At 62.9% G+C, this 25,679-nt stretch carries 19 protein-coding genes; 11 read left to right on the top strand and 8 right to left on the bottom strand.

What is annotated here, in order from left to right:
- Positions 1-3: 3 nt before the first annotated feature.
- From H6718_27480 to H6718_27490, 3 genes are all read left to right on the top strand, one after another.
- Complete coding sequence (locus H6718_27480; GenBank protein MCB9589186.1) at positions 4-2,094, top strand: response regulator; 2,091 nt, start codon at positions 4-6, stop codon at positions 2,092-2,094.
- Positions 2,095-2,326: 232 nt separating this feature from the next.
- Positions 2,327-3,031, top strand: a complete 705-nt coding sequence (locus H6718_27485; GenBank protein ID MCB9589187.1) for an Rpn family recombination-promoting nuclease/putative transposase — start codon at positions 2,327-2,329, stop codon at positions 3,029-3,031.
- Positions 3,032-3,099: 68 nt separating this feature from the next.
- The gene (locus H6718_27490; GenBank protein ID MCB9589188.1) at positions 3,100-3,378 is read left to right on the top strand and encodes a hypothetical protein; all 279 of its coding nucleotides are present in this window, start codon (positions 3,100-3,102) and stop codon (positions 3,376-3,378) included.
- Positions 3,379-3,552: 174 nt separating this feature from the next.
- Here H6718_27490 and H6718_27495 read toward each other — a convergent pair whose 3' ends face one another.
- Together H6718_27495 and H6718_27500 are read right to left on the bottom strand one after the other, a co-directional pair.
- Positions 3,553-4,596 (bottom strand): agmatine deiminase family protein, encoded by a 1,044-nt coding sequence (locus tag H6718_27495; protein ID MCB9589189.1) that lies wholly within the window; start codon positions 4,594-4,596, stop codon positions 3,553-3,555.
- A gap of 53 nt (positions 4,597-4,649) precedes the next feature.
- Complete coding sequence (locus H6718_27500) at positions 4,650-5,519, bottom strand: carbon-nitrogen hydrolase (protein ID MCB9589190.1); 870 nt, start codon at positions 5,517-5,519, stop codon at positions 4,650-4,652.
- A 283-nt stretch (positions 5,520-5,802) separates the two neighbouring features.
- Here H6718_27500 and H6718_27505 point away from each other — a divergent pair, with 283 nt between their 5' ends.
- A complete protein-coding gene (locus H6718_27505; protein ID MCB9589191.1) occupies positions 5,803-7,611 on the top strand; it encodes a VWA domain-containing protein in 1,809 nt (602 codons plus the stop codon).
- A gap of 22 nt (positions 7,612-7,633) precedes the next feature.
- Here the strand turns inward: H6718_27505 and H6718_27510 are convergent, their stop codons facing one another.
- Together H6718_27510 and H6718_27515 are read right to left on the bottom strand one after the other, a co-directional pair.
- On the bottom strand, positions 7,634-8,998 hold the full coding sequence (locus tag H6718_27510; protein ID MCB9589192.1) for a sigma-54-dependent Fis family transcriptional regulator: 1,365 nt from the start codon (positions 8,996-8,998) through the stop codon (positions 7,634-7,636).
- A complete protein-coding gene (locus H6718_27515) occupies positions 8,995-10,458 on the bottom strand; it encodes a HAMP domain-containing histidine kinase (protein MCB9589193.1) in 1,464 nt (487 codons plus the stop codon). The genes H6718_27510 and H6718_27515 overlap by 4 nt, the downstream gene beginning before the upstream one ends.
- Positions 10,459-10,711: 253 nt before the next feature.
- On the opposite strand from H6718_27515, the gene H6718_27520 reads away from it, so the two are divergent.
- From H6718_27520 to H6718_27550, 7 genes are all read left to right on the top strand, one after another.
- Entirely contained in the window at positions 10,712-11,362 is a 651-nt protein-coding gene (locus H6718_27520) for a methyltransferase domain-containing protein (protein ID MCB9589194.1), read from the top strand.
- 40 nt (positions 11,363-11,402) lie between these two features.
- Positions 11,403-12,191: a hypothetical protein gene (locus H6718_27525; protein ID MCB9589195.1), complete on the top strand. Its 789-nt coding sequence runs from the start codon at positions 11,403-11,405 to the stop codon at positions 12,189-12,191.
- A 329-nt stretch (positions 12,192-12,520) separates the two neighbouring features.
- Positions 12,521-13,297 (top strand): hypothetical protein, encoded by a 777-nt coding sequence (locus tag H6718_27530; GenBank protein ID MCB9589196.1) that lies wholly within the window; start codon positions 12,521-12,523, stop codon positions 13,295-13,297.
- A 157-nt stretch (positions 13,298-13,454) separates the two neighbouring features.
- Positions 13,455-15,608 (top strand): copper-translocating P-type ATPase, encoded by a 2,154-nt coding sequence (locus H6718_27535; protein ID MCB9589197.1) that lies wholly within the window; start codon positions 13,455-13,457, stop codon positions 15,606-15,608.
- Between the two features lie 77 nt (positions 15,609-15,685).
- Positions 15,686-16,045: a hypothetical protein gene (locus tag H6718_27540; protein MCB9589198.1), complete on the top strand. Its 360-nt coding sequence runs from the start codon at positions 15,686-15,688 to the stop codon at positions 16,043-16,045.
- A gap of 73 nt (positions 16,046-16,118) precedes the next feature.
- The gene (locus H6718_27545; protein ID MCB9589199.1) at positions 16,119-17,579 is read left to right on the top strand and encodes a multicopper oxidase family protein; all 1,461 of its coding nucleotides are present in this window, start codon (positions 16,119-16,121) and stop codon (positions 17,577-17,579) included.
- A gap of 51 nt (positions 17,580-17,630) precedes the next feature.
- The gene (locus H6718_27550; protein MCB9589200.1) at positions 17,631-18,635 is read left to right on the top strand and encodes an NAD-binding protein; all 1,005 of its coding nucleotides are present in this window, start codon (positions 17,631-17,633) and stop codon (positions 18,633-18,635) included.
- An 8-nt stretch (positions 18,636-18,643) separates the two neighbouring features.
- On the opposite strand, the gene H6718_27555 is transcribed toward H6718_27550, so the two are convergent.
- The 4 genes from H6718_27555 to H6718_27570 form a co-directional block, all read right to left on the bottom strand.
- Positions 18,644-21,811 carry an efflux RND transporter permease subunit gene (locus tag H6718_27555; GenBank protein MCB9589201.1) on the bottom strand — a complete coding sequence of 1,056 codons (3,168 nt, stop codon included), beginning with the start codon at positions 21,809-21,811 and terminating at the stop codon, positions 18,644-18,646.
- The gene (locus H6718_27560) at positions 21,811-23,640 is read right to left on the bottom strand and encodes an efflux RND transporter periplasmic adaptor subunit (protein ID MCB9589202.1); all 1,830 of its coding nucleotides are present in this window, start codon (positions 23,638-23,640) and stop codon (positions 21,811-21,813) included. The genes H6718_27555 and H6718_27560 overlap by 1 nt, the downstream gene beginning before the upstream one ends.
- Positions 23,637-25,007 carry a TolC family protein gene (locus H6718_27565; protein MCB9589203.1) on the bottom strand — a complete coding sequence of 457 codons (1,371 nt, stop codon included), beginning with the start codon at positions 25,005-25,007 and terminating at the stop codon, positions 23,637-23,639. Before H6718_27565 ends, H6718_27560 begins: the two co-directional genes overlap by 4 nt.
- 245 nt (positions 25,008-25,252) lie before the next feature.
- Complete coding sequence (locus H6718_27570) at positions 25,253-25,657, bottom strand: hypothetical protein (protein MCB9589204.1); 405 nt, start codon at positions 25,655-25,657, stop codon at positions 25,253-25,255.
- Between the last annotated feature and the right edge of the window lie 22 nt (positions 25,658-25,679).

Raw genomic sequence — 25,679 nt, forward strand, 5'->3', positions numbered from 1 at the left:
CCGATGTCCGCTGGAGCCACGCCACAAGAACCGTCTCCGGAGTGGGAGGCGGGGGCGCGCGCGCTCATCGACCGCGTTAGCAACGAGTTGCTTCGCGTCCCCTTTGAGGGTGTTGGGGCGTGCATCGAGCGCAAACTGGCGAGGCTAGGGAAGTTCTTGGAGGCCCGCCGGGTGTTCGTGCTCGGTCTGGGAACGCCTGAGCGCCTGCACATCAAGCACCTTTATTGCCACGGGGATACTTCGGATTTCAGCGCGGTGTTCGGGCCGCCTCGCGCAGAAGCCTATAGCTGGCTGGTCAACCAGCTACGGAGCGGCGAGCGGGTGCGCATCGACCCGGAGCGCTTCCCTCGAGCCAACGCATTCAGCGAGCTGTGCGTCACCTATGGGCTGAACAGCCAGGTGATCGTGCCAGCAGAGGTCGCCGGCAGCGTGGTGACGGCGCTGGGCGTGGAAGGCGTCGTTGGACGGCACTGGCAGGAGTGGGAAGTCGACCTGGTCGCGAAGGTGGGCCGCATGCTTGGCTCGACACTCGCTCGCGCGGCCGCCGAGCAAGAAGCACGTGCTACGAAAGAGCTCCTCGGCCGCTTCGTGAGTGAGCTGCCACTGCAAATCGCGGTCGTCGATTCCGACATGCGCTTCGCATGGGTGAACCGCGCGATGGCAGACGCGAATCAGCTTGCTGCGGACAATCACGTCGGCAACTCGCTGCACGACATCGACCCGGGGCTAGCGCGGCGCCTGGAGCCCGCGTTCAAGCAGGCGCTAGATACCGGCGAGCTTCAGTTCCGAACGCTGCTGCGAGAAGCGGACAATCAACGAGACGTCGAGCTCCGGCTGTTCCCTCTCGAGCACAGCGACGGTGGCTTGATCGGGATCGTGCTGAACGATCTCACGCGGCTCAGCAGCGCCATTCAAGCCCAGCAGCGCGCTGAGCGCGAGCAGAGCCGCCTCGAGTCCGAGCTTCAGCAGACGCGCCGCCTCGAGGCGCTCGGTCGCCTCGCTGGAGGCATCGCCCATGACTTCAACAACCTGCTGTCCGCCATCCTCGGCTACACGGAGATGCTGCTCGACACGACCGACATCGAGCAGGTTCACCGGCGAGACCTCGCGGAAATAGATCAAGCCGCGCGCCGCGCAGCCGGGCTCACCAAACAGCTCCTGGCCTTCAGTCGCCGACAGGTGCTGGAGGTTCGGCGGCTGAACCTCAACGACGAGCTGCGTGATCTGTACGGCCTCTTGCGGCGCTTGATCTTGGAGAATGTGAGCATTCGCATGCGCCCCTGTGTGGAGCCGCTCTTGGTCGAGGTCGATCCAAACCAGTTCACGCAGGTGGTGATGAACCTCGCGACCAACGCCGCAGAGGCGATGCCTGGCGGCGGCGTACTCACGCTGACCACGCAGCTACTGCCGGTTCAGGAGTCACCGGAGGGCAGCGAGCTCGCCCCGGGTCGCTACGCGCTGCTCTCGGTAGAGGATACCGGTGCGGGCATGTCGAGCGACGTGCTGGGCAAGATCTTCGAGCCCTTCTTCACCACCAAGCCCGGGCATGGCACTGGGCTTGGCTTGGCGACGACGTATGGCGTCGTCCGTCAGCACCGCGGTCACATCAGCGTGACCAGCGACGTGAACCTGGGCACGCGCTTTGATGTGCTGTTCCCGCTGGTCGAGGAGGACGCCCTCCCCAGCACCGAGCGCCCGGAGAAGCGCCGCTCGAGCAGGCCGTCGCGTTCCGGCACCATCCTGGTGGTCGAAGATGAGCCCGTTGTGCGGCGCATGGCAGAGCGCATGCTCTCTCGCCTCGGCTACCAAGTTGTCTCCGCGCGGAATGGTGAAGAGGGCCTGCAAATCGGTCGCGAGCGCCTGGATGAAATAGACATCTTGCTCACCGACGTCGTGATGCCTGGCATGAGCGGACATGATCTCTACCAGGCGCTGCTGGAGCTTCGCCCCGATCTACGCGTGGTATTCATGTCTGGCTACACCCACAACGTGATCGCTGCTCAGGGCGTGCTGGAGGAGGGCGTGCACCTCTTGCACAAGCCATTCACCCTCGAGCAACTCAGCGACAAGCTGCGCGACGCACTGCGGGATTGAGCCCACAGTCACCTGCAGCCCGCGTCCGTGCTTCTTCGATGGTCAGCTGATGGGCGCGAACGCGCTTGGCGAGCTGAGTACGTGGACACTAACCTCGTTCGCGAGGGCGGCAGCGTCCGCGCGAAGGCGGGACACCAACTACCTAGGAGCAATGGAAATCCGTTGCCGCGCGGACATATTCCGTCCTACCAGAGGCATAGTCGCGTTGAACCACGCGTGGTAGCCATCACGAATGGCCAGGTCACCCGAGGACGAAACCGCAGAGTCGACTGCGACCGAGGCGCAGACAGAGAGGGAGGCGCAAGCACCGACTGAAGCGAAGCCACGGCAGCCGCACGACCTGCTCGTGAAGCAGATCTTCGGTGATCCCAAGAACGCCCGACTGGAGTTGGAGGCAGTGTTGCCTCCTGCCGTGGTGGCAGTGCTCGATTGGTCGACGCTTGAGGTGCTCCCCGAGACGTTTATTGATCCCGCGTTTGCGAAGACTCAGGCAGACCTGCTGTTTCGGGTGCAACTCGCCGGGCACGAGGCTCGGATCTACGTCGTCTTCGAGCACAAGAGCGACGCGAAAGCGGAGACGTTGGTGCAGGTGGGCGGCTACGTGCTCGACGTGTTGGCGCGCTACTTCCGCCACGGTGGGAAGCTACCGGCGCCGGTGGTGTTGCCCGTCGTGCTCCACCACAGCCACACGGGCTGGACGGTGGCGCAGAGCTTCCACGAGCTGTTCGACCCGGAGGTGCTGGCCATCCCCGGCGTGCGTGAGCACGTGCCGGACTTCCAAGTGGTGCTGGACGATGTGAGCAACCTCAGCGACGAAGCGCTGCGAGCCCGAGCGCGCGACGTCGCCTCCCTGATTGTCCCGTTGACGCTCTGGGCGCTCCGAGATGGCGTCGGAAAGAGGCGACCAGAGCTGCGCTCTTGCTCTGGGCGTGGGTGATCGCTGCACTTTGGAGCCTGCCAGACGGGCGTGCGGCGGTTTCGTTTGTGCTACATTACCTGTCGCTCGTGAGCGAGGTGCTGACGGACCGGGACTTGCTAGACGCGCTCGAGGAACGCGCGCCTGGGGTGAAGGAAGCGATCATGAACAGCGCACAACAGTGGATGGCAGAGGGGCGAGCAGAAGGTGAGCGCCGGGTGTTGGAGCGGCAGCTCCGTCGCAAGTTCGGAGACTCAGCGGTAGACGAGTCCGTGCTCGGCCGCCTAGCAGCTGCGGGCGAAGAGCAGCTGGCGCAGTGGACCGACCGGGTGCTGGACGCCCAAACGCTCGAAGAGCTGTTCCGCTAAGTCGACAACCTTAGATCTTCGCCGAGTCCTTCGCTCTCCCGAAGCGCCCGCTCGGTCCTTCGCGGAGCACCGCACGCAGCGAACGTTAGTGCCTGATAGGCGTGCCCACCAATTCCGCGCGGCACTGAAAACAAGACCTAGGGGGACACTAGATGGATGGATGCTCGCACGACCTCAGTGACCTGCAGGCTCTTGCTGCGACGAACAGTGAATCGTCCCGAGGCCGAGCACTAGATCGCGGCAGTACACGCCGACGACTTCGTGCTTTGGCAACACTTCGCGCAAGATCCCGAGGGCGAGGTAGTCGTTGGGATCGTTGAACGTGGGCACCAGCACGCGCCCATTGACGAACAAGAAGTTCGCGTAGCTCGCCGGCAGGATCAGGTCGCCGTAGCGCACGTCTCGCGGCATCGGCAGGCCGATGATTTCGAGCTTCCTGCCCTTGGCGTCTGTTTGCCCTTCAAGGCGCGCTCGCGCTTCGCTGAGTGGCTTGTGGTTGTGGTGACGGCGGTTCTTTTCCTCGCACATCACGAGCTTGCCGGGAGCGACGAAGCGGCAAAAGTCGTCCACATGCCCCGAGGTGTCATCACCGGCGATCCCGTCGGGCAACCAGAGCACTTTGCTCACCCCCAAAAAATCGCTCAGCACTTGCTCGGTGCCCTGACGATCCAGCCACGCGTTGCGCGAGTGCTCGCCGTGCAGCAGGCAACGCTCCGTAGTCAGGATGGTGCCCTCCCCATCGACATCAATCGAGCCGCCCTCCAGCACCACCCGCTGCGGCTTGCCCTTCACCTCTGAGGTCGGTAGCCAGTGGTGCAACATGCGCTCCGCAACTTGAATCCCTGCGGCATCGTCAAGCAGGTGATCGCGGTAGCGCCCCCAGCCGTCGAAGCGGAACTTCACCGCGCCGACTTCGCGTTGCTTGCCGCGCCCCTTCACCACGAACGAGGGCAAGCTGTCCCGCGTCCACGAGCGATTGGTCGGTGCTTCGACGAAATCAATCTGAGCTAGATCCACGCCCGATAGCCCGAGCACCTTGGTGGCGTGGGAGCGCTCTCGACGATCGGCCACCAAGAAGCGCACACGCTCCACTTCGCTGATCAGGCGAGCGATCTCGGCGAACGTCCAGTAGATCGCGGCCTTCTTGACCGGCCAGTCCGTACGGTGGTGTGGCCAGGCGAGCCAGACCGCGGCTTGCGGCTCCCACTCCGCCGGCATACGAAAGCCCAGCGCCCTGGGCGTCTTTTGGCCAGCGTTCGCTTTGAGTTTGCTCACTGATCCTCGTCTGCGAAGCGCTTGGTGATCGCGCCGTAGGCGTCGATGCGGCGATCCCGGAGGAAAGGCCACTCGCGGCGCGTCTCCTCGCTACGGCTGAGGTCGAGCTCGACGACCAAGACTTCTTCGTCTTCGCCGGCCTCCGCCAACACCTCGCCAAAGGGATCGCACACAAAGGAGTGACCCCAGAACTGGATGCCGTCGGGCGGCCCCTCTTGTCCGACCCGATTCACCGCCACCACGTGGACGCCGTTGGCGATTGCGTGGCTGCGTTGAATCGTCTGCCAAGCGGAGAGTTGCTTGGCGCCGAACTGAGCCTTTTCCGCGGGGAGCCAACCAATGGCCGTCGGGTAGAAGAGGATCTCCGCGCCCTTGAGCGCGGTCAGGCGCGCCGCCTCGGGGTACCACTGGTCCCAGCACACGAGGGGACCGAGCTTGGCGTAAGGTGTGTCGATGGCCACGAAGCCAAGGTCCCCAGGCGTGAAGTAGAACTTCTCGTAGAACTGAGGATCATCCGGGATGTGCATCTTGCGGTAGCGCCCCGCGATCTGTCCCTGCTCACCCAGCACCACCGTGGTGTTGTGGTAGAGCCCCGGCGCGCGGCGCTCGAAGTTGCTGGTCATGATGCTGATGCGCAGCTCCGCAGCCAGCGCTTGGAACGGCTGGGTGCTTGGACCGGGGATAGGCTCCGCCAAGTCGAACAGCGCCTGATCCTCGACCTGGCAGAAGTACTGGGTCGCGAAGAGCTCCTGCAGGCAGACCACCTGGGCTCCGCGCTTGGCCGCGTCGCGAGTCAGCTCGACCGCCTTCTTGATATTCGCAGCCTTGTCGCTGCCGACGGACATCTGGACGAGGCCCACCTTCACCTTGCGGCCTCGAGGAAAAGCTCTGAGGTTTTGTCGACTTTGGCTGCTCATGGCGGCGCGAGTCTACTGCTTGGAACCTGCTCGGCCAGCGACAATCCCGACTCAACCCCGGAACTCTCCCGCTCGGGGGATGAAGTTTCTGGGAACTTCGCAAAACCCCCGCTGACTAAGCCGCCCAGCTGAGCCACTCGCTTGGCCCGCGCGTCGCCCGACGCCTCACAGCTGCGCTCTCAGCGCACCAATCTGCTCGCAGCGCAGCGCGTTGCGACTCGGAGACACCCCAATGGCCGACCACTGCCTGCGGCGCCGTGCTGGCGTTGCTTTGTCCAAGCCCTCAGAAACCCCTCATCCCGCGCCGGTTAGCAAGCGACGTCGGCTTGGACTCGGCCTCGGGCTGTTCGCGGCGGCACTGCTCGCGGGGTGTGCGCCTAGCAATCAGCAGACGGTGAGTGACCCAAGCGCCCCGGCAAAGCCGACGGCAGCCGCGAGCAGCACCGCGGTGGGGATCGCCAAGGACGTGGCGCAGATCACTCTCCCCGCGGATCCAAAGGTCAAAGAGCCGCTAGCACCTCCGATCGTGGATCCACCCCCGGCTAAAGCGGAGCCAGGCAAGGTCGCGGGGAAAGAGCTCAGCGGCGAAGGTCGAGGCGGCGGAGGCAAGGCTGAGGGATCCATCGGACTCGGTTCCGTGGGGACAATCGGTCATGGCGCAGGGACCGGAACCGGCGCGGGTTTTGGTTCCGGCCACGGGCGCCTCGGTGGAAGCCACGTCGCGAAGGGACCGAAGGGCTCCGCTGGTTCGAGCGCCTCCGGGAGCGCGTGGGGGGACGAGATTGGTGAGAGCTACGGCGCTGGAGGGCTCGGACTGAGCGGCGTGGGCGAGGGCGGCGGTGGTGCCGGCGTCTCTGGTGGGTCAGTCGGTGGCGCCGTAGCAGGCAAAGCCCGCCGCGCAAAGCCGAGTGTCCGCGCTGCCGGGCAGCAAGCGCGCGGCGTCAAAGCCGGCGAGTGGGACGACAACGCGAACTACCGCGACTTCCTCAAGTATCAGAAGGGCGAAGGCCAGCTCGGAGCTCCGCTGGACGTCACTCACCGGCGTTTCCTCGTGGTACGCGACGCGAAGAATCAGCCCATCCCAAACTGCCAGCTGAAGGTGCAAGACAAGCAGGGCAAGAGCGTCATCCTGACGACTCAAGCCAATGGTCGCGCCATCTTGTTTCCGCGCGCATCCGGTCTGAAGGGCAACTTGGTCAAGGTGACCGTGAGCTGCCTCGGACATGAAGAGTCCAAGCAACTGAGCGTCGCCGCCAAAGACGGCGCCCTCGACTTCAAGCTCCCGCTGGTCCGGGCACTGCCCGACAACAAGGTGCTCGACATCGCCTTCATCCTCGACACCACGGGTTCGATGTCCGAGGAAATCTCGGCGATGAAGGACACCCTCGAGGAAGTCGCGAAGACGCTCAAGGGCATGAGCATCACGCCACGCATCGGCTTGGTGGAGTATCGAGATAAGGGCGATGTGTACCTGACGCGCACCCATCAGATGACGACGGACATCTCCGGTTTCGCAGACCGAGTCTCGACGCTGAGCGCCAACGGCGGCGGCGATATGCCCGAACACGTGAACGAAGGGATCCGCGTCGCGCTGACGAAGCTCAAGTGGAGCGACCACTCCCTCGGACGCTTGGCGTTCCTGATTGGCGATGCGCCGCCCCAGCTCCACTACACCGACGACACGCCCTACACGAAGTCGATCTTGGATGCCTCGGAGCGCGGCATTCAGCTGCACACCATCGCGGCATCGGGCATGGACGACCTCGGGCAGAGCGTGTGGCGCCAGATCGCGATGTTCACCGGCGGAACCAACCTGTTCGTGTTGCGCGGCGGCGCGGGCCCCCAGAGCACTGGGGCCGGCGATCCGAAGGACAGCTGCGGCTCCCGCCACGACAACTACACGAGTGGAAACCTCGCGGAACTGATCAGCAACAAGGTTCAGACCACCGTCGACTCCCTGAGCTGGGATCCAATGAAGATCGCTGGCCTCGGCAAGGACGAGAAGAGCAAGCCGTGCAGTCAACGGGTCGCGCAGCAGTAGAGGAGCGGTCTCTCTGCGAACCCTAGTCAGCAGAACGAAACGCTTCCGGGTCGAGACCATGCTTGCGCAGTAACCGGTAGAAGCTCTCTCTCTCCACCCCAGCGTAGGAAGCGGCGTCGGAGATCCGCCCTTGAAAACGCTTCAGCACAGCCTCCAAGTACCGCCGCCCGACCTCGACACGGCCAGCGTTCACCGCATCGCTCCACGTCCCCAGTTCGCCTCCAACTCCAAAGTATCCCCGAACCTCGAACGGCAGATCGTCGAGCTCGAGTTCTGAGTTCGTGGCAGCTGCAGCAGCGCGCTCGATGGTGCTGCGTAGCTGCGTGATATTTCCTGGCCAGTCGTATCGAGTCATTGCATCCAGCGCCAGCCGCTGAATGCCGCGTATCCGATTCCGTCCGGTAATAGACACGTAGTCACGCAGAAACTGATAAGCTAGCAACTCAATGTCGGGAACGCGACGACGCAGCGGCGGCATCACAAGTGCCTCTCCGAGGCCCTGCGCCAAAGCACCGCGAAAAGTACCAGCACGAACCATGCGCGCAACGTCATGCCGACTAGTGCACACCACGAGTGCGGTGAACTCATGCGGCCCGCTGCCCCCTGGAGCACCGATCGGGACCGTCGAGCGACTCTCCAGGGCTTCCGCAAGCCTCGTCTGGATGGACGGTCGAAGTGCTGCAACCTCGTCGATCCAGACAACACCGCGCGTGGCGTCCAGCATGCCGCTGCGGACGCCCTGAGGACTCTCACTTCCGAAGAGGTCCAATTCTACACTCTCCGGTGAGCTGCCTTCGCACTTCAGGTGGAAGAACGGTTCCTCCGGGTGAGGGCCCACTCGGTGCAACGCCCGAGCGAGCGTTCCCTTACCAGTCCCCGATTCCCCGAGGATTAGCACACGTCGGTGGCGGCCTGACGCGCGCTCGGCGCCAGCAGCGACATCGCGGAGCTCGCGGCAGCGCGACGCTAGACCGGGTAGCACTTCGAGATCCGGCGATGACTCCGGGTCGTTCAACGACGCCCGCGCCAACGCAACGAGAAGCACGCCCCGAACCGCTTCTGGTTCGAATGGTTTCGTGACGTAGTCGAACGCTCCCAGCTTGAGAGCTTCCACGGCGGTGCCTATCGTCGCATAGGCTGTCATCAGTACGAACTCGGAGTCTGGGCGAAGACGCTTCGTGGCTCTCAGGACGTCTAGTCCACTCATGTCGGGCATCTTGAGGTCGCAGAGCACCCCATGAACCTGCTCAGTTACGAGATGACGAAGTGCCTCCGCGCCGTTCCGCGCGGTCAACACGGTCGCATCGCGCTTCATGACTTTCGACATCAGGCGCAGCATGTTTGGCTTGTCGTCCACGACCAGCAGCACGGGTTTTCGGCTAGTCATCGACTGCCTCCTTCAGCCGCGAGCGGAAGTGTGATGCGGAACAACGCGCCCCCCATTTCACCGCTTTCAACTTCGATCTTGCCTCCGTGCGCGCCGACGATGCCTGCACAGACGGCGAGGCCCAGGCCTGTACCTCCTGACCGCTTGCTGAAGAAGGGTTCAAATATCCGAGCTCTGTCTTGTTCATTCACCCCATCGCCATCGTCCTCAACCTCGATCACGTATTCCCTCGAAAGCTTTCGGCCACGTACACTGACCAGCTCTCCCTCCGGGTTCGATTCAAGTGCATTCTCTAGCAGGTTGAACAGCACCTGACGGAGACGTCCAGGATCGATCGGCACATCGGCTGGCTCGACGTCAACTTCGATCGTTGGCGCGCAACTACCTCTTTCTGTGAACCGGTCGCGAACCAGGTGGACGAACTCCGCGATTGGCGTGAACGTCTTGGCCAGCACTGGTGTCCGCGAGTAGGAAAGCAGATCTTCCGCAATTCGCTGACACTGCTCTGCCTCTTCATCGAGGATAACGAGTTCCTCGCGGAGTTCCCCCTCCACAACCTCGCTCAGCATGGTCTTGAGGTAGCCGCGAATAATGCCGATGGGATTGTTGAGCTCGTGGGCGACCCCCGCCGCGAGTTGACCCAGAACTGCCATGCGCTCCTGCTTCAGCAAACGAGCCTCACGGAAGGCCAGTTCACGCGCCATGTCATCCAGCGCGCGCGCCAGCGCTTGCAGCTCACCGCTGCCCACGTTCCCCACTTCGATATCGAACTCGCCTCGACCAACCTGTTCTGCTGCGGCGGTGAGCTTGACCAAGGGGGAGAGCACCTGACGCCTTAGTCGCATGGTTGATATGACGGAAAGCAGCACGACGATCAGCACGCAGGCTCCGCCCGAAGCCAATCCGAGGTTGGTTGCCGATTTCGCGCTCACGTGGGATCGCGCCATGCGTGAGTTCGAATCAGTCGCCAGCGCGTCAGCGCCTTCGGCGAGTGCCTCCCCGAGTTTCTCAATCTCGCGATGAGCACGCCGATAGGCCTTCGTGTCATTCGCCTCGGCGGCCGGGAGGGCTTGGGTCAGGAACACGTGGTGCATCCGTTGCTCTTGCTTGCGCAGCTGCTCTAGCTTGGGACGCTCCGAAGCAGGTAGCTCCTGCTCTAGCTTGTCGATCTGGTGATGAACGACACCCCGCCACTTGCGGTAATGGTCCAAGTGGCTTTCGTCGCCCTCGATGAGCGAGTGCCCGATGTGAATGTTCAGCTCGCGCACCGCTGCGGACAGTTCGAGTCCTCGCTGGATCGAGTCCTCGGTCCCGCGCATGATCGAAACCAGTCCACCCACGTCGAAGATGACGAACAGCAAGCTCGCGCACATCACGACACTCACGACGCTCACACCAAAGTATCCAAGCGCGAGCTGCCGGGCGATCGAGGGACGCAAGCTTGTGGCTGAGTCGGTCATTGGGTGTAGCTAACAGAGTCTAGCAGCAGCCGTGCCAGCCATCGGCACCGCCGCGCGCGACGTTCTCGGCGCGAAAACCTCGCAGGGATTGCCGCCAGTTTCCTGCGTCCGGCAGCCCTTGCGGCGACATCCGAGGCACGGCGGCCCACCGGAATTCGAAGTGGTTGTAGCCCACCCCGTTACACTGAAGCGGCCTTGTTTGGCTCGATCGGCACGCTCCATGCTTTCTGCATAGAAACGAATAGAGCCACTCATGACGTCGCAGCTTTTTCTGCCCAACCGCGAAACTCAGCTCGTCCAGAGGCGCTATGACCGGGTCGCCCGTGTCTACGACGGCTTCGAGTGGATGATGGAGCGTCGGGCGAGGCACTGGCGGCGCGATCTGTGGGCGCGGGTTGCGCGAGGTCGCATCCTCGAGATGGGTGTCGGAACCGGAAAGAACATCCCTTACTACCCCGAGCATCGTGAACTTGTCGCGATGGATGTTTCCGAGAGGATGCTCGCTCTGGCCAAGGGTAAGGCGACACAGTTCCGTCGAGCCGTCGAACTCGATCTGGGTGATGCTCAAGCGCTCTCCTATCCAAGTGAGAGCTTTGACGTAGTCGTCGCTACGTTCTTGTTCTGCTCAGTACCGGACCCAGTGCGTGGGTTATGCCAAGCGAAACGCGTTCTCAAACCTGGCGGGCAGCTGCTGTTACTCGAGCATGTGCTGTCTCGGCACTTCGTGCTTGCGACGCTGATGCGCTGGCTCGATCCCATTCCCGCGCACCTCTGGGGCGCTCACATCGACCGCAACACGGTCGGTGACGTTCAACGCGCCGGGTTCGTAAACATCGTTGAAACGGACCTATCGCTGGATGTGGTCAAGCGCATCGAGGCGAGGGCTCCGCTAACGCCTGCTTGAACGCCTCTCGCGAACATAGAACCAAACGATCGGAGGCCAGGTGCAATCACGAGCACGACACCCAAACACGATTCGCGGTCAAAAGGCAGCACCGGTCCTCCTGGTTCAAGTGCTCATTCGCGTCTATCAACCGGTCGTCCGCCGCGCGGCGCGCGCTACACTGGAAGGTCGCCGTTGGGATCCGAAGCGCCCCCAGGCCGGCCGCTTTCTCAGGGATGATGTTGACGACTTTCTCGAGGACGTTTGGCACCGTGTGGCACTCGTGGCGCAAGAGGAAAACTGGGGCCAGATCCCGACACTGGGGAATCGGCACAACGTGTTCCTTGGGGTTCTTACCATCGCGGCCTTCCACGCGCTCATCGAGCGAGGCGTTCAGAAGGACTACGCCGTGCAGCTGTTCGCAGACGTGGGCTGGAAGGTTTACGAGCGACTGCTGCGGGTCCCGCTCTCGCTGGCCCGATTGCTTGAGCGCGATCCCCAGAAGCGAATGAACCTCGTGCTCGAAGCGCTCATGCGCTTCCCTTTCAGTGCCCCAGGGGCTCCGGGCTACGAGGTTCGCGCTTGGCGGGAGTCGGATAGCTATCACACGCACTGGAGCTACTGCGCCCCGCTAGGCTTCGTGAAGCGATACGCGGAAGCTCACGGCGACCGCGGGGAAGTCGAGGCGTTCTTCCAGTCCTGGTGCCAGTACGACTGGCCAGCCGCCGACCTAATAGCCGGAGCGAAACTCGGCGAACGAGGACACTACCAGCGTCCACACACGCTCTCCCAAGGCGACAGCGTCTGCGACATGTGTTGGTCCGCATCAAGGTCGTGCAAGCAGCGCTAACTCGGCTGCGAGGTGTAGGTGCCGGTGGAGAGAATTCCCTCGCGGAAACTGTGTCGCATGATCACCGCTCGGACCGGTCGAAGTCTCTAGCCCCGTGTGATGTAACCCAATCGGTTCAATCTGTGAAGCCGACCGCATGTGGTCGCGTGCAAAAATGCCGCAGCATCTGCGCGCGCACACGCACGACCGCTGTTTTTTCTGCAATCCGGGGCTTGTCTATCGGCACCGCGTCGGCACAAACCATGAAAGATGGGTGTAACCATCTCAGTTACACTGCGCTCGATCCTGGCACAGTCGATGCTTCTGCGTGAGCTTGAAAGGACTAACCGATGCGCTCGATTCTCACGTTTTCTACCCTCACTCTGGCGTTCACCCTCTCGGCATGCGGTTCCAGCGGACCGAAGCCCCATGACGCTAGCACCGAGCACCACGAAGCCGAAGCCGCGCAGGAGGACCGAGAAGCTGCGGAGCACGCGGCCCAGTACGACCCCGACGCGACAACCGTGCGTTCCCGATGTCGCCCTACTGGGCGCGGGGTGTCCTCTACGGGTACCGCGGACGTGGAGTTCGATGTGGGGTTCTGCTGGACTTCAGTCATCAACCCTACGGCAAAACATCTGGAACAAGCGAAGCAACACCGAAAGCTCGCCGCGGCGCATCGCGCAGCGTCGCAGGCTCTGGTGCAAGCCGAGGAGAAGAGCTGCTCTGGAATTGCGCCCGACGACCGAGATATCAGTCCTTTCGAGCATGTGGATGACATTCTCCGAGTTACAAAGGTGCTGGCAGAAGAGAAGCCCGCCCTGAAAGGCGGAGCGCCAGCCGAGCACTCGAGCGCGTTGGCAGGCGTTCGGGTCGTCTTCCGCGCCGTCCCCGGTATGACCGTCGAGAGCCTCCAGCGAGTCATCGATTGCCACTTGGCTCGAAATGCTTCCCTGGGGCACACCGTGCCGGAAATGCCCGATTGTCCGCTTGTTCCGAACGGAATCAGCGCCAAAGCGGAGGTCGCGGACGAGGGCTTCGCGGTGCAGATCCTCGCCACCGACCCAAAGGTCGCGGACGAAGTCTACGCGCGGGCGCGGCGACTTCAGGTCGCGCATCAACACTAAACACAAAAACGAGTCTCCAATGCACGACCACACCACGGGGCATACACATGCGCGGCACGTTGCAGCCGCGGGTCAGTCCGTTTCAGGGACGACTTACACATGCCCTATGCATCCCGACGTGGAGCAGGACGCGCCGGGCAGCTGCCCCAAGTGCGGGATGGCGCTCGAGCCAAAGCTGCCATCATTTCCGCATGGCACTATTTGGACCTGCCCGATGCATCCCGAGGTCCGCAGCAATGCGCCTGGTTCGTGTCCTAAATGCGGGATGGCGCTCGAGCCGATTCAGGGCGAGCAGGAAACCGAAGCCAATCCAGAGCTCCGAGACATGTCTCGGCGCTTCTGGTTTGCGGCGGCGCTCGCGGCACCGCTGCTGCTCATTGTGATGGGAGACATGTTGCCGGGGCAGCCAGTTTCCAGCCTACTTCCTGGGCGCACACGCCAGTTCATCGAGCTTGCGCTAGCGACGCCGGTCTGCCTTTGGTCAGCATGGCCCTTCTACGTGCGCGCGGTCTATTCTGTACGCCGACTCAGCTTGAATATGTTCACCCTGATTGGGTTGGGGGTGAGTGTCGCCTACGTCTACAGCGTCGTCGCCACCCTCCTTCCGGGCCTGTTTCCCGAGTCCTTTCGAAGCCACGGTGGTCAGGTCGCTGTCTACTTCGAGGCCGCTGGCGTGATCGTCACTTTGATTCTGTTGGGGCAGGTGCTCGAGCTGCGGGCGCGGAGTCGCACGGGCGCGGCGATCAAGAAGCTGTTGGGCATGGCGGCCAAATCCGCACGGAGAATCAATGAAGACGGAAGCGAAGAGGACGTAGGGCTGGAGCGCGTTGAACCAGGAGACAAACTCAGGGTTCGACCGGGAGAGAAGGTACCGGTTGACGGTCGCGTGCTGGAGGGCAAGAGCACCGTTGACGAGGCGATGGTGACAGGGGAGCCGATCCCTGTGGAAAAATCGCCAGGCGACCAAGTGATCGGTGCGACCGTAAACGGGACCGGAGTCTTGATCATCCGCGCGGAGAAGGTGGGCGCGGACACGCTCCTGTCTCGCATCGTATCGATGGTGTCTGAGGCTCAACGGAGCCGGGCCCCGATACAGAAGCTCGCCGACGTGGTGGCATCGTTCTTCGTTCCAGCGGTCATTCTGATCGCTATCTTGACGTTCGTCATCTGGTCTTTATGGGGCCCCGAACCGCCGATGGCCTATGCCCTCATCAACGCCGTCGCGGTACTGATCATTGCGTGCCCGTGCGCGCTTGGGCTTGCGACTCCGATGTCCATCATGGTCGCCACAGGCAAGGGAGCCGGCCTCGGGGTGCTGTTCAAGAACGCAGAAGCAATCGAACTCTTGCGGAAGGTCGACACACTTGTGGTCGACAAGACCGGCACGCTCACAGAGGGGCGACCCGAACTGACAACACTGGTGGCGGTGGGTGACCTGACAGACAACCAGCTGCTTTCCGTCGTTGCTGCCCTGGAGAAGGGAAGTGAACATCCTCTCGCCGCCGCACTGGTTCGCGGTGCCGAGCGACGCGGCCTCACGATTCCCGCTGCTGAAGACTTCGCCTCGGTGACCGGAAAGGGAGTTTCCGGAACGGTACAGGGCGCCACGGTCGCGCTCGGCAACCGCGCGATGATGCGGAGCCTGGATGTTGACGTGGCAGCATACGAGGCCCGTGCGGAGGAACTGCGCGCCGAGGGTCAGACCGTGATGTTCGTGTCCATAGGGAGCCAGCTGGCTGGGCTCGTTGGAGTCGCCGATCCCATCAAGAGCAGCACGCCCGCCGCGATTCGAGCGCTTCACGCCGAAGGGCTGAAAGTCGTGATGCTGACAGGAGACAGCGAAACCACGGCTCGGGCAGTCGCAAGCAAGCTTGGAATCGACGAGGTGATCGCGGGGGTACTCCCTGACGAGAAGGCCGCTAAGGTCCGATCACTTCAGGCCGACGGGCACGTTGTTGCCATGGCTGGGGACGGTATCAACGACGCCCCCGCCCTCGCTCAGGCCCAGGTTGGGATCGCCATGGGTACCGGGACGGACGTCGCGATGGAGAGCGCGGGCGTAACGTTGGTCAAGGGAGATCTCGGGGGCATCGTTCGCGCGCGGAAACTTTCAAAGAAGACCATGGCGAACATCCGGCAGAACCTGATCTTCGCGTTCGGGTACAACTCCGCCGGGATCCCCGTCGCTGCCGGGCTACTTTACCCATTTTTTGGTCTGCTACTTTCACCAATGATCGCCGCGGCGGCGATGAGCCTCAGCTCTGTTTCCGTAATCGGGAATGCGCTCCGCCTGCGGCGGGCTGAGGTGTAGGGGCACCGAGGCCACGAGCGCCGCCCCATCAGGAACCAAAACCAACATTTCCGTACAGCAACTTGGAGCACGACATGATGAAGCAAAACAAGCTAACCCTGACCTCAATCGCAATCGCCGTGGGCGTCATCGCCCTGGGCATCGCGGGCTGCGACAAGAAAGAGACAGGCCCCGCCGCTGCCGCCGCCAGCGTAAAGGCAGCCTCGAACAAAGTGGAGGTCGCAGCAGACGGGACCCGCTTCGACCCGCCGGTCTCCAGCGATCGCATTCCGGACGGCGCGTGGATGTGTGAGATGAAGGGCGAGGTGCACTATGCGGCGAAGAACAAGGGAGACGGCAAGTGCCCAGTCTGCTCAATGGCGTTGGTCCAAAAGGGAACCTCGGGCTCGGGGCATATGGAGGGGATGGGGCACGCTGGAAACTCGGGCATGCACTGACGGTGGCGTGGATGCCCAGGCGTCGCCGCGGAGGCCAAGCGAGTGAACGTGCAGCGGGCGCGGTGCCCGTGACATGACGCACCGTGAACGACCAAAGCGCCGAACCCGGTTGCTCGTACTCGGGACTTCACTGGCAATTCTCGCCGCAATTCTCATCCCGCACAGCAAGACCGAGGAATCGGAGAGCGCAACTCCGGCAAGTCAGAGCGACGCCGACCGCATCGCTCTGGCTAGCGAGGTTGCTCTGGCATACCCCAAAGCCGCGCCCGTAGCCGCTTCCGTGCGGCATTTCGGGCTGCGAGCTTCAACAACTCGCTTGAACATGATTGACGGGCGAGCGCTGTCAGTTTGGGCCTACAACGGTCAAGTGCCGGGCCCGATTCTGCGTGTGCGACTTGGAGAGAAAGTGGAAGTGCAGTTCCGCAACGACCTGCCCCAGCCCACGACAATCCACTGGCACGGTGTGCGAGTCCCGAACGCAATGGACGGCGTACCCGGGGTAACCCAGAAGGCGATACCCCCTGGCGGCAGCTTCACGTATCGGTTCGTGCCAAAGGACGCGGGCACGTTCTGGTTTCACCCCCATGTTCGCGGGGCGGAACAGGTGGAGCGCGGACTCTACGGAGTGCTCGTAGTCGACGATGCCAGCTCACTCCCGTACAGCCGCGACGAAGTCTGGGTGCTTGATGACTGGCGTCTAGGCGCTGATGGGGAGATCGACCCTCGGTTCGTGACTCGACACGACCTAGCGATGGACGGCCGCTGGGGTCAGTCGGTGACTGTAAACGGGCGAAGTACTCCGCAGATGGTCGCCCGCCCCGGGGAGAGGCTGCGCTTGCGCCTAGTGAACACTTCCAACGGCCGGGTCTACCGACCTGATTTCGGGGCCCTCTCCCCTAGAGTTATCGCGGTGGACGGAATGTACACCCGAGAACCCTTGGCAATGACGGGATTCGAGCTCGCGCCGGGCAACCGGCTCGACCTCGATCTTCAGATCCCGGTGGATTCATCTGGTCAAGTGTTCGAGGTGACAGACCACTTCACCCGACGACCGTTCACGCTTACGTCGATCGCCGTATCCGGAGAGCCCGTCGCCGCGCCGAAGTTCGTGGCGCCATCAAACGCACGAGTTCCATACTGGCAACAGGCATTCAACCGCCCCGTGGACATAACCTATGCGCTCGACGCTCAGCGCGGGGGTCCGCATGGAATCCAGTGGACCATCAACGGTCTGCCTTGGGGCAAACACCGAGTCACGGAACTGGAGGGTGGACGCTGGGTGAGGGTGCGATTCAGGAACGACTCGGCTCGGCTGCACCCCATGCATATTCATGGTCAATTCTTCAAGGTCATCGCAAGAAACGGGCTTGCTCAGAACACCCCCTATTTCAACGACACGGTGCTGCTTCATGCGCACGAGACCGTCGACGTTGGGATGGTACCAATTGATTGGGGACGCTGGCTAATGCACTGCCACGTCCTGGAGCACGCCGAGTCGGGCATGATGACTGAACTCCAGGTCAGCGGCGACTAGCAGTCTACATATCCTCATGGCAACACCATCCCCCCCTCGGGGAGATCACAGATGAGTACTGAGATCTTGATTGTCGGTGGCTACGGTCGGGTCGGAACGCACCTCGCGCGCACACTCCTGGACCGCGGGCACGGCGTGATAGTGGCGGGGCGCAGCGAAGCGAGCGCCGTAAGAGCCGCAGCTAGGCTCGGGTGCAGACACGCTATGATAGACCTCGAGCAGCCGCGCACCTGGGAAGCAGCGGGTATCACATGCGATGTCGTGGCATGCTGCATGGACCAGGTCGACACGCACTTCGTGCGATGGGTACTCGAGACAGGTCGTGACTACGTTGACATCACGGCAAGCGACGAGTTCTTCAGAGCAGTCGAAGCGCTAGACTCGACCGCGATTCGAACGGGTGCATCAGCCACGCTGTCAGTGGGGTTGGCTCCCGGAATGACCAACCTGCTGGTGAAAGCCGCCGCCACACGCTTGGACGCCTGCAGCGACGCCAGAATCGGTCTCTTCCTCGGGCTGGGTGAGAGACACGGCAGCGCCGCAATCCGCTGGTTCCTGGATAGCTTTTCGCAGACAGAAAACCGGACGGTGTTGGAGAAGGTTCGGTTCCCCAATCTCCCGTCAGCGTGCTGGGCGGCGCCTCTCGACATCGCAGACCAACACGTAGTCCAGCGCACACTTGGCTTGCCGGCCGCGCGCACGTTGGTAACCGTCGAGTCATCACGCTGGACCCGCGTTGCCGTGAAACTCGGGCCTGCACTGAAGTTGCGAGGCCTTCGGTGGCTCGTCGAGTACCTCGCACCTCACGCCCACTTCGGGTCAGAGGCGTGGGCGCTAGCTATCGAAGTCTCGGGGACACGGGGAGGAAAGAGTCAGGTGAGCCGAGCGACCCTGAACGGAAAGATCGAGGCGGAGTCCACCGCGATGATCGCGGCGCGAGTCATCGAATTACTCCCAAGTCGGCGAAGGCCCGGGGTTCACCACATCGAGCAGATCTTCGACGTCAGCGAGATCTGCTCCATCCTGAATACCGAGCCGGTGCTCATGCTGAACTAGGTAAGGTGCTAACCCCCAACCTCCTCCGGTTGGGGGAGAGGAGCGATGGTATGCCGCTTCCACACGGCAAAAATCGCCGGGTACACGGTCAGCTCCAACAAGAACGAAGTGACGAGCCCGCCGACCATCGGAGCCGCGATACGCTGCATGACGTCGGCGCCGGTGCCTGTGCTCCACAGCACCGGCACGAGGCCGATCAGCGTGGTGAGCACGGTCATCAGCTTCGGGCGGATGCGTTGCGCCGCGCCTTCAACGATCGCTTCCTCCAGATCCTCCTCGCTGCGTAGCTCTCCGCGCTCGATGCGGCGCTTGTGGGCCAACGTGAGGTAGAGCAACATCACCACCCCCGTTTCTGCGTCCAAGCCGGCCAGGGCGATGATGCCGACCCACACCGCCACCGAGAGGTTGAAGCCTAGCAAGTAGAGCAACCACACGGCGCCGATCAGCGAAAAAGGCACCGCAAGCAGCACGATGGCTGTTTCCGCGAGGCTCTTCGTGTTGAAGTACAGCAGCAGCAAGACGAGCAGCAGCGTCAGCGGCACGACGTAGGTGAGCTTCTCCTTCGCGCGCTCGAAGTACTGGAACTGTCCAGCCCACTCCAAGCGCTGCCCAGCCGGTACCTTGACCCGCTCTTGAACCCGCGCCTTCGCGTCCTTGACGTAGTCAGCAATGGGGCGGCCCACGACGTCGACAAAGACGAAGCCGACCAGCTTCCCGCTCTCACTACGCACCATCGGCGGCCCTGTCTTGAAGTCGAGGGTCGCGACTTGTGAGAGCGGGATCTGTGCGCCGCCCGGGGTGGCGACGAGCACTTGCTCCAGGGACTCTGGATCGTCCCTGAATTCACGCGCGTAACGCACGTTGATCGGATAGCGCTCACGGCCCTCCACGGCTTCGGAGACATTGCTGCCGCCGATGGCGCTCATCACGACCATGTTGATGTCGGCGACGCTGAGCCCATGCCGCGCGGCTTCTCCCCGCTTCACCTCGAAGTCAGCGAAGAAGCCTCCCGTGGAGCGCTCAGCGAACGCGCTGCGAGTGCCAGGCAAGTCTTCGAGGGCGTGCTCGATGGAGATCGCTGTCTCTTCAATCTCCTTCAGCGAGTCTCCGAACACCTTGATGCCGAGCTGGCTCCGAATACCCGTCGCAAGCATTTCCGTGCGGGTTTGAATCGGCATCCACCAGATGTTCGGCATGCCGGGGTACTGGAGCTTCTCGTCCATCTCCTTGACCAGGTCGTCGTAAGACAGCCCTGGGCGCCACTGATCGCGCGGCTTGAGCTGAATCGTGATCTCCGCCATGGACAGCGGAGCCGGATCCGTAGGCGTGCGAGCGCGCCCCATCTTGCCGAACACGCTCTCCACCTCCGGGAACTTCGAGAGTTGCCGATCCATGGACTGGAGCGCCGTCGTCGCCTCCCCCACGCTCATGCCAGGAGGCGCCGTAGGCATGTAGAGGATCGCGCCTTCGTTCAGTGGCGGCATGAACTCGCTTCCCAAACGCATGAACGCTGGGATGCTGAACAACATCGCGAGCAGCGCCGCGCCGATCACCCAGTAGCGGTGGCGCACCACGCCGCGAACCACCGGCGAGTACAGCCGGACGAGCCAGCGATTGACCGGATTGTGATGCTCGCCGCGGATTTTCCCCTTGATCAGCAGCACCGCCAATGCGGGAGTCACCGTTACCGCGAGGATCGCAGCAAAACCCATGGAGTAGGTCTTCGTGAAGGCGAGCGGCTTGAACAAGCGCCCTTCCGTGGCCTCCAGGGTGAACACCGGAAGGAAGCTCACGGTGATGATGAGGAGCGAGAAAAAGACGCTCGGCCCGACCTCTTGCATCGCGTGCACGATGACATCAGCGCGGCTCCCCTCCCCCCCTTCATCCTGCCAAAGCTCGAGGCGTTTATGGATATTCTCGATCAAGATGATCGAGGCATCGACCATCGCACCAATCGCGACCGCAATGCCGCCGAGGCTCATGATGCTGATCGTGAGCCCCTGGTAGTACATGGGGATGAACGCCAGGAGCACACCGAGCGGCAACGTCAACACCGGGATCAGCGCGCTGCGCGCGTGAAGCAAGAACAGGAAGATGACGATGCTAACGACGAGCATCTCTTCGAGCAGCGTGTGACGCAGCGTCTGGATCGACTCGCGGATCAAGCCAGAGCGATCGTAGGTGACCTCCAAGTGCACGCCCTCGGGCAGGCCCTGTTTGATCTCCTCCATGCGCTTGTCGACGCGCTCGATGACGTTCAGCGCATTCTCGCCGTAGCGCATGACCACGATTCCACCGACGGTCTCACCTTGGCCATTCAGCTCAGCGACACCACGACGCATCTCAGGTCCGAGCTGCACTTCGGCGACCTCGGCCAGCGTCACTGGCGTGCCATCGTCGCGCACCTTGAGCGGGATGCTCTCCAAGTCTGAGAGCTTCTTCACGTAGCCGCGACCGCGAATCATCTGTTCGTGACCCGCTATTTCGATCGTGCGCCCACCGACTTCTTGATTCGCGTCGCGCACCGCGGCGATCACCTTGGTCATTGGGATACCGAAGCTACGCAGCTTGTTCGGGTCGACGTTGACCTGGTACTGCTTCACGAAGCCACCAACGGAAGCCACCTCGGCGACGCCAGGCACGCTCTCGAGCGCGAAGCGGATGTTCCAATCCTGCAGGCTTCGGAGCTCCGACAGATCGTGTTTCCCCGAGTAATCGACGAGCGCGTATTGGTAGACCCAACCAGCGCCCGTCGCGTCTGGACCGATGCTCGGAGTCACGCCGTCAGGCAACTTGGATTGCGCGGTGTTCAGGTACTCCATCACCCGCGATCGCGCCCAGTAGATGTCGGTGCCGTCTTCGAACACCACGTACACGAAGGACAATCCAAAGAAGGACTGCCCGCGCACCGCCTTCACCTTGGGAGCAGCGAGCAGCGTCGAGGAAATCGGATACGTGATCTGATCTTCGACCAAGTCGGGGCTGCGCCCCGGCCACTCGGTGAACACAATCACCTGAGCGTCGGAGAGATCCGGAATGGCATCCAGCGGACCATTCCGCATGGATATGGCACCCCAGATCCCGAGCGCCGCGACCACCAACAGCGCGAGCCAGCGGTTCTTCGCGCATAGGGCGATCACGTGGCCAACGACGCCGACTTTTTCGGTCGGTTGCATTACCAGTGTCCCTCTGCGCTCTTGAGCCGGCTCTCCGCGGCGATCAGGAAGTTACCGCTGCTAACGACACGGTCGCCTGCTTTCAGCCCGTCGAGCACCTCGTAGTCATCACCGGCTTTGATGCCGACCTTGATCTCTTGCGGCTTGAGTCGCCCCTCGCCGAGGTCCAAGAACACGAGTCGTCGCGGCCCAGCGTAGATCACTGCGGAAACGGGGACGACCACGCGCTCTCCGCGATCCGCGGAGAGCTCGACGTTCGCGTACATGTCTGGCTTGAGCTCAATCTCACGATTTTTCAGCTCGATTCGCACCTTGCCGGTGCGAGTGCTACCCGACAGGTACGGGTAGACGAAGCTCACGGTGCCCTCGAACTTCTTGTCTGGCAGGTAGGGCAACGTGACCACAGCGGGCGCGCCAACTTTGACCAACGGCAGCTCCGCTTCGTAGAGCTCGGTCTCGATCCAGACCTTGTCGAGGTCCGCAATGCGCATCAGGCGCATCCCCGGCTCGACCGCAGAGCCTTCGAAGACGTTCTTCTCGACGATGTAGCCGCTGGCTGGACTCACGATGGGCACGTAGCGCATCGGCTTGCCGCTCTTCGCTACCCGCTTGATGGTGGAGCGCGGCACGTCGAGCAGACGTAGCCGCTGTTCGGCGGCTTCTTCCATACCCTTGGTGGCATCGCTGCCGAGCAACCCGCCGTCGCCGCCAAAGGCCGCGGCGCTCTTCCGTGCGATCAACAAGTCTTGCTGCGCCTGGTAGATCTCCGGGCTGTAGATGGTGAACAGGGAGTGTCCCTTCTTGACCCGTTTCCCCGTGGAGTCAGCGAACAACTGCTGGATGAAACCTTTGAATTTCACGGTCACATCGAAGATGCGTGTCTCGTCGTAGGTGATGCGGCCCACGGCGCGGAGCTGCTTTTTCAAGGCCTTCTTCTCGACCGTCGCGAGCTTCACCCCAATGCGCTGACGTCTAGCCGCATCGACGATAATCACTCCGCTTTCGAGCTCAGCCTTCGTGACCGGCACCAAGTCCATACCGCAGATCGGGCACTGTCCCGCCGTCGGTTGTTTCACCGACGGATGCATCGGACACGTCCAGTGAGCGATTTCGTCCGCCCCGGGTTGGGGGTGAGAGTGCTCTGCAAGCTCCTCGGCGGGCTGCAAATGCTTCTCGAGGCTGACCTCGGAGCCACACGTCAGCATCTTCTGTCCCATATACGGGTTCGAGAGTTGCTCAGTCGGCTGCATCCAGTGCGCGTAGCCATCAGCCATTGGGCACTTGAAGAGGTGCTCGCCCTTCGCGAGGCGCTCGTCGGTAGCGACCACCGCGACCAACTGTTTGGACAGCGTCCCAAAGGCCTTGCGAGCGTCTTCCAAGCCATCGACACCCTGGATCTCCTGGGCGCCGGCGATGGCGGCATCAATTGCCTTGCGGATACGTGCGTCTAGCTCCTCGCCTTGCAAGCTCGCGTTCAATGCGGCCTCGAGGCGCTTGGCTGGCCCAGCGAGCCCATCCGCTGCTGTGTCGCTCGCCAACGCGGACCGCAAGTCTTCATAAGCAAGCAGCGCGGTCTGTAGGCTCGCGAGACGCGTCGCCGAGTACTCCGTCTTCGGCAGCTCCGGGGGGAGCTCTGCCGGTGGCTTGGCTGGCGCGTGATCCATCCCCGGCATCGCTGACATGTCGGCGCTCGGGGCGGTGGCGACGCTTGGAGCTGGCGCCAAGCCGAACCACGCCTGGAGCGGCCCCCGGAAGTAGACGCCCAAGCCCACGAGCACGCCGATCGCGAGCACCGCGGCGATGCGCCCCGGCCACTTGTTGGCGGTCACTTTGCACCTCCTAGCCTGCACTGGTGAGCGGGCTGCCCGACGGCGCGACACAGCTCCGCGCGGCGCTTCGAGAGCTCAGCCCAAGCCATCAGCTCAGCCAACTGAATGTCTCGCAGTTTGTTCTCCGCAGAGATCACATCGGAGAAGTCGGTACCCGACGTCTGGTACGCCCCCAAACCAACCGACACTTGCTGCTTTGCCACCGGCACGAGGCGCTTCTCGTAGAGCTTCACGATCGCGATCGCTTGGAGCAATCGCCGTCGCTGTTCGTCGACCTGGAGCCGCAGTTGGTCTGCGACGCGCTTTACCCGACCGCGAGCTGACGCGGCGCGTGCGTTGGCTTCATCGACCGCTCCGTCCCGCGAGCCCTGAGCGATGGGCAGCGGCAACTCGACTCCAAGCATCCACTGGTGCTCCGTCATGCGAAACATGCTGGTGTAGGTGCCCGACACGGTGATGTCTGGGTAGTACTGGCGCTCCGCTACCTCACCGGCAGCCTCCGCCGCACGCACCTCGGCGTCCACGGCTCGCAGCTCCGCTCGATTCCCCAAGGCAATGCGTTGAAGTTCTGGACTACTCGGAGGCGCCTCGGTTGCGACGTCGAGCTTGCGCGGAGGCTTCGGCAGCGGCGCGTCAGGCGGTTCGTGCATCAGCACGTTGAGCTGCGCGCGCAGGCTCTCTTGGTCGGAGCTGAGCACCAAATCTTGCCGCTCCAGCTGCGCCAACTCCACATCGACGGCGACCTGGTCGCGCGCTTGACCGCGACCCACCGCGTACTGCGCTCGCACGGCTTCTGCGAGCTTCTTGAGCAGCTCGCGGTGTTCGGCGTTGGTCTCCAGCGCACGGCCGACCAGCCAGTAGTCGTCGTACAGGGTGGAGGCTTCCTTCGCCAAGTCGAGACGGGTGATCTCCACCCGCTGCTCGACTACCTCCGCTTCGGCGTTGGCTTTGTCTTCGCTGCCGGAGAGCTTGCCCGGCCAAGGAAAGCGCTGGCTCAGCTTGATGGTCTGGCCGTACGGCACGTCGCTCGCGCCTATCGAGAGCGGAGCGAACTCATACATCAGCATCGGGTCTGGCAGCGTGGAGACCTGCGCAGGGCGAGCGCGCGCAGCCGTGTACGCTTGCCGCATGGATTCGATCTCCGGGTTTCGCTCGAGCACGGCGCTAACCAGCGACTTCCGGCTCAGGTTTGGCGCTTTCCGCAGCTTGGCCGTATCGGCGGACGCGCGCGCGGGACTAACGCCGGCGCTGCCGGAGTAGCGAACGGGCGACTCGATGCGGGTGCTACTCGCGCAGGCGGGAGCGAGGATGCCGCACGCAAGCGCAGCAAGGAGGCGGACGGTGTGACTAGGGTTGATTTGAAACATGAAGCTCTCGGGGCGACGAACCGCCCCCTCACAGCGATGCCGGAAGCACTGGGTGATGGCCAACGAGCAACGGCTACACGCAATGGCGTGAAGCCGGGCCATGCCGGGTGGTCGACGCGAGCACGTCAACACGAGGCACTCGTGCCCATGACGAACAGGAATCACGCACGAGACGCGGGACCGACGTCAGCAGCGCCGTGTCATATCGACACGCGGCCGCCATGCCTTCCCCACGGAAACGCGACTCAAATCAGGAAGCTGCAGTTTTTCAGATAGAGCGGTGGCCCTAGAGGCGGAGGTCCGCGCGCGACCCGGGGGACCTCTTCAACCTCGAGCCGAGGCTCGGAGGCTTCAGGTAAGCTGAGCTCCGCGACCAACACTGCCTGGCTCGGCGGGAGATCCGCTTCGCTCTGGGCGGAGAGGACCTGAGTCGTCTTGGTCAGTCGTTGCTCACAGCAACCAGGGCGCTCGGCCTTTGCGGGCTGTGGCTTCTTGGCAGCGCGTTGATGTGCATCGCCGTGGCAACAACAGGAGGCGCCCATCCGCCCTGACATCTTGCAAAGAGTCAGCACGCGCCCCACCGAAGTCGCCGGCAGCAGCAACGCTACCAGCGCCAACAAGGCAGCCAGCTTGACTCTCAACGCAGACACGACGCTCAAGGAAGGTAGCTGC

The organism is Polyangiaceae bacterium (genome assembly GCA_020633205.1).
Classification (GTDB): Bacteria; Myxococcota_A; Polyangia; order Polyangiales; family Polyangiaceae; genus JAHBVY01.

What these genes read in the sequence shown, in the direction of transcription:
- H6718_27480 (MCB9589186.1), top strand. Translation starts at nt 4, where the DNA reads ATGTCCGCTGGAGCCACGCCACAAGAACCGTCTCCGGAGTGGGAGGCG.
- H6718_27485 (MCB9589187.1), top strand. Translation starts at nt 2,327, where the DNA reads ATGGCCAGGTCACCCGAGGACGAAACCGCAGAGTCGACTGCGACCGAG.
- H6718_27495 (MCB9589189.1), bottom strand. Translation starts at nt 4,596, where the DNA reads ATGCCGGCGGAGTGGGAGCCGCAAGCCGCGGTCTGGCTCGCCTGGCCA.
- H6718_27505 (MCB9589191.1), top strand. Translation starts at nt 5,803, where the DNA reads ATGGCCGACCACTGCCTGCGGCGCCGTGCTGGCGTTGCTTTGTCCAAG.
- H6718_27510 (MCB9589192.1), bottom strand. Translation starts at nt 8,998, where the DNA reads ATGACTAGCCGAAAACCCGTGCTGCTGGTCGTGGACGACAAGCCAAAC.
- H6718_27515 (MCB9589193.1), bottom strand. Translation starts at nt 10,458, where the DNA reads ATGACCGACTCAGCCACAAGCTTGCGTCCCTCGATCGCCCGGCAGCTC.
- H6718_27520 (MCB9589194.1), top strand. Translation starts at nt 10,712, where the DNA reads ATGACGTCGCAGCTTTTTCTGCCCAACCGCGAAACTCAGCTCGTCCAG.
- H6718_27530 (MCB9589196.1), top strand. Translation starts at nt 12,521, where the DNA reads ATGCGCTCGATTCTCACGTTTTCTACCCTCACTCTGGCGTTCACCCTC.
- H6718_27535 (MCB9589197.1), top strand. Translation starts at nt 13,455, where the DNA reads ATGGCGCTCGAGCCAAAGCTGCCATCATTTCCGCATGGCACTATTTGG.
- H6718_27540 (MCB9589198.1), top strand. Translation starts at nt 15,686, where the DNA reads ATGAAGCAAAACAAGCTAACCCTGACCTCAATCGCAATCGCCGTGGGC.
- H6718_27545 (MCB9589199.1), top strand. Translation starts at nt 16,119, where the DNA reads ATGACGCACCGTGAACGACCAAAGCGCCGAACCCGGTTGCTCGTACTC.
- H6718_27550 (MCB9589200.1), top strand. Translation starts at nt 17,631, where the DNA reads ATGAGTACTGAGATCTTGATTGTCGGTGGCTACGGTCGGGTCGGAACG.
- H6718_27555 (MCB9589201.1), bottom strand. Translation starts at nt 21,811, where the DNA reads ATGCAACCGACCGAAAAAGTCGGCGTCGTTGGCCACGTGATCGCCCTA.
- H6718_27565 (MCB9589203.1), bottom strand. Translation starts at nt 25,007, where the DNA reads ATGTTTCAAATCAACCCTAGTCACACCGTCCGCCTCCTTGCTGCGCTT.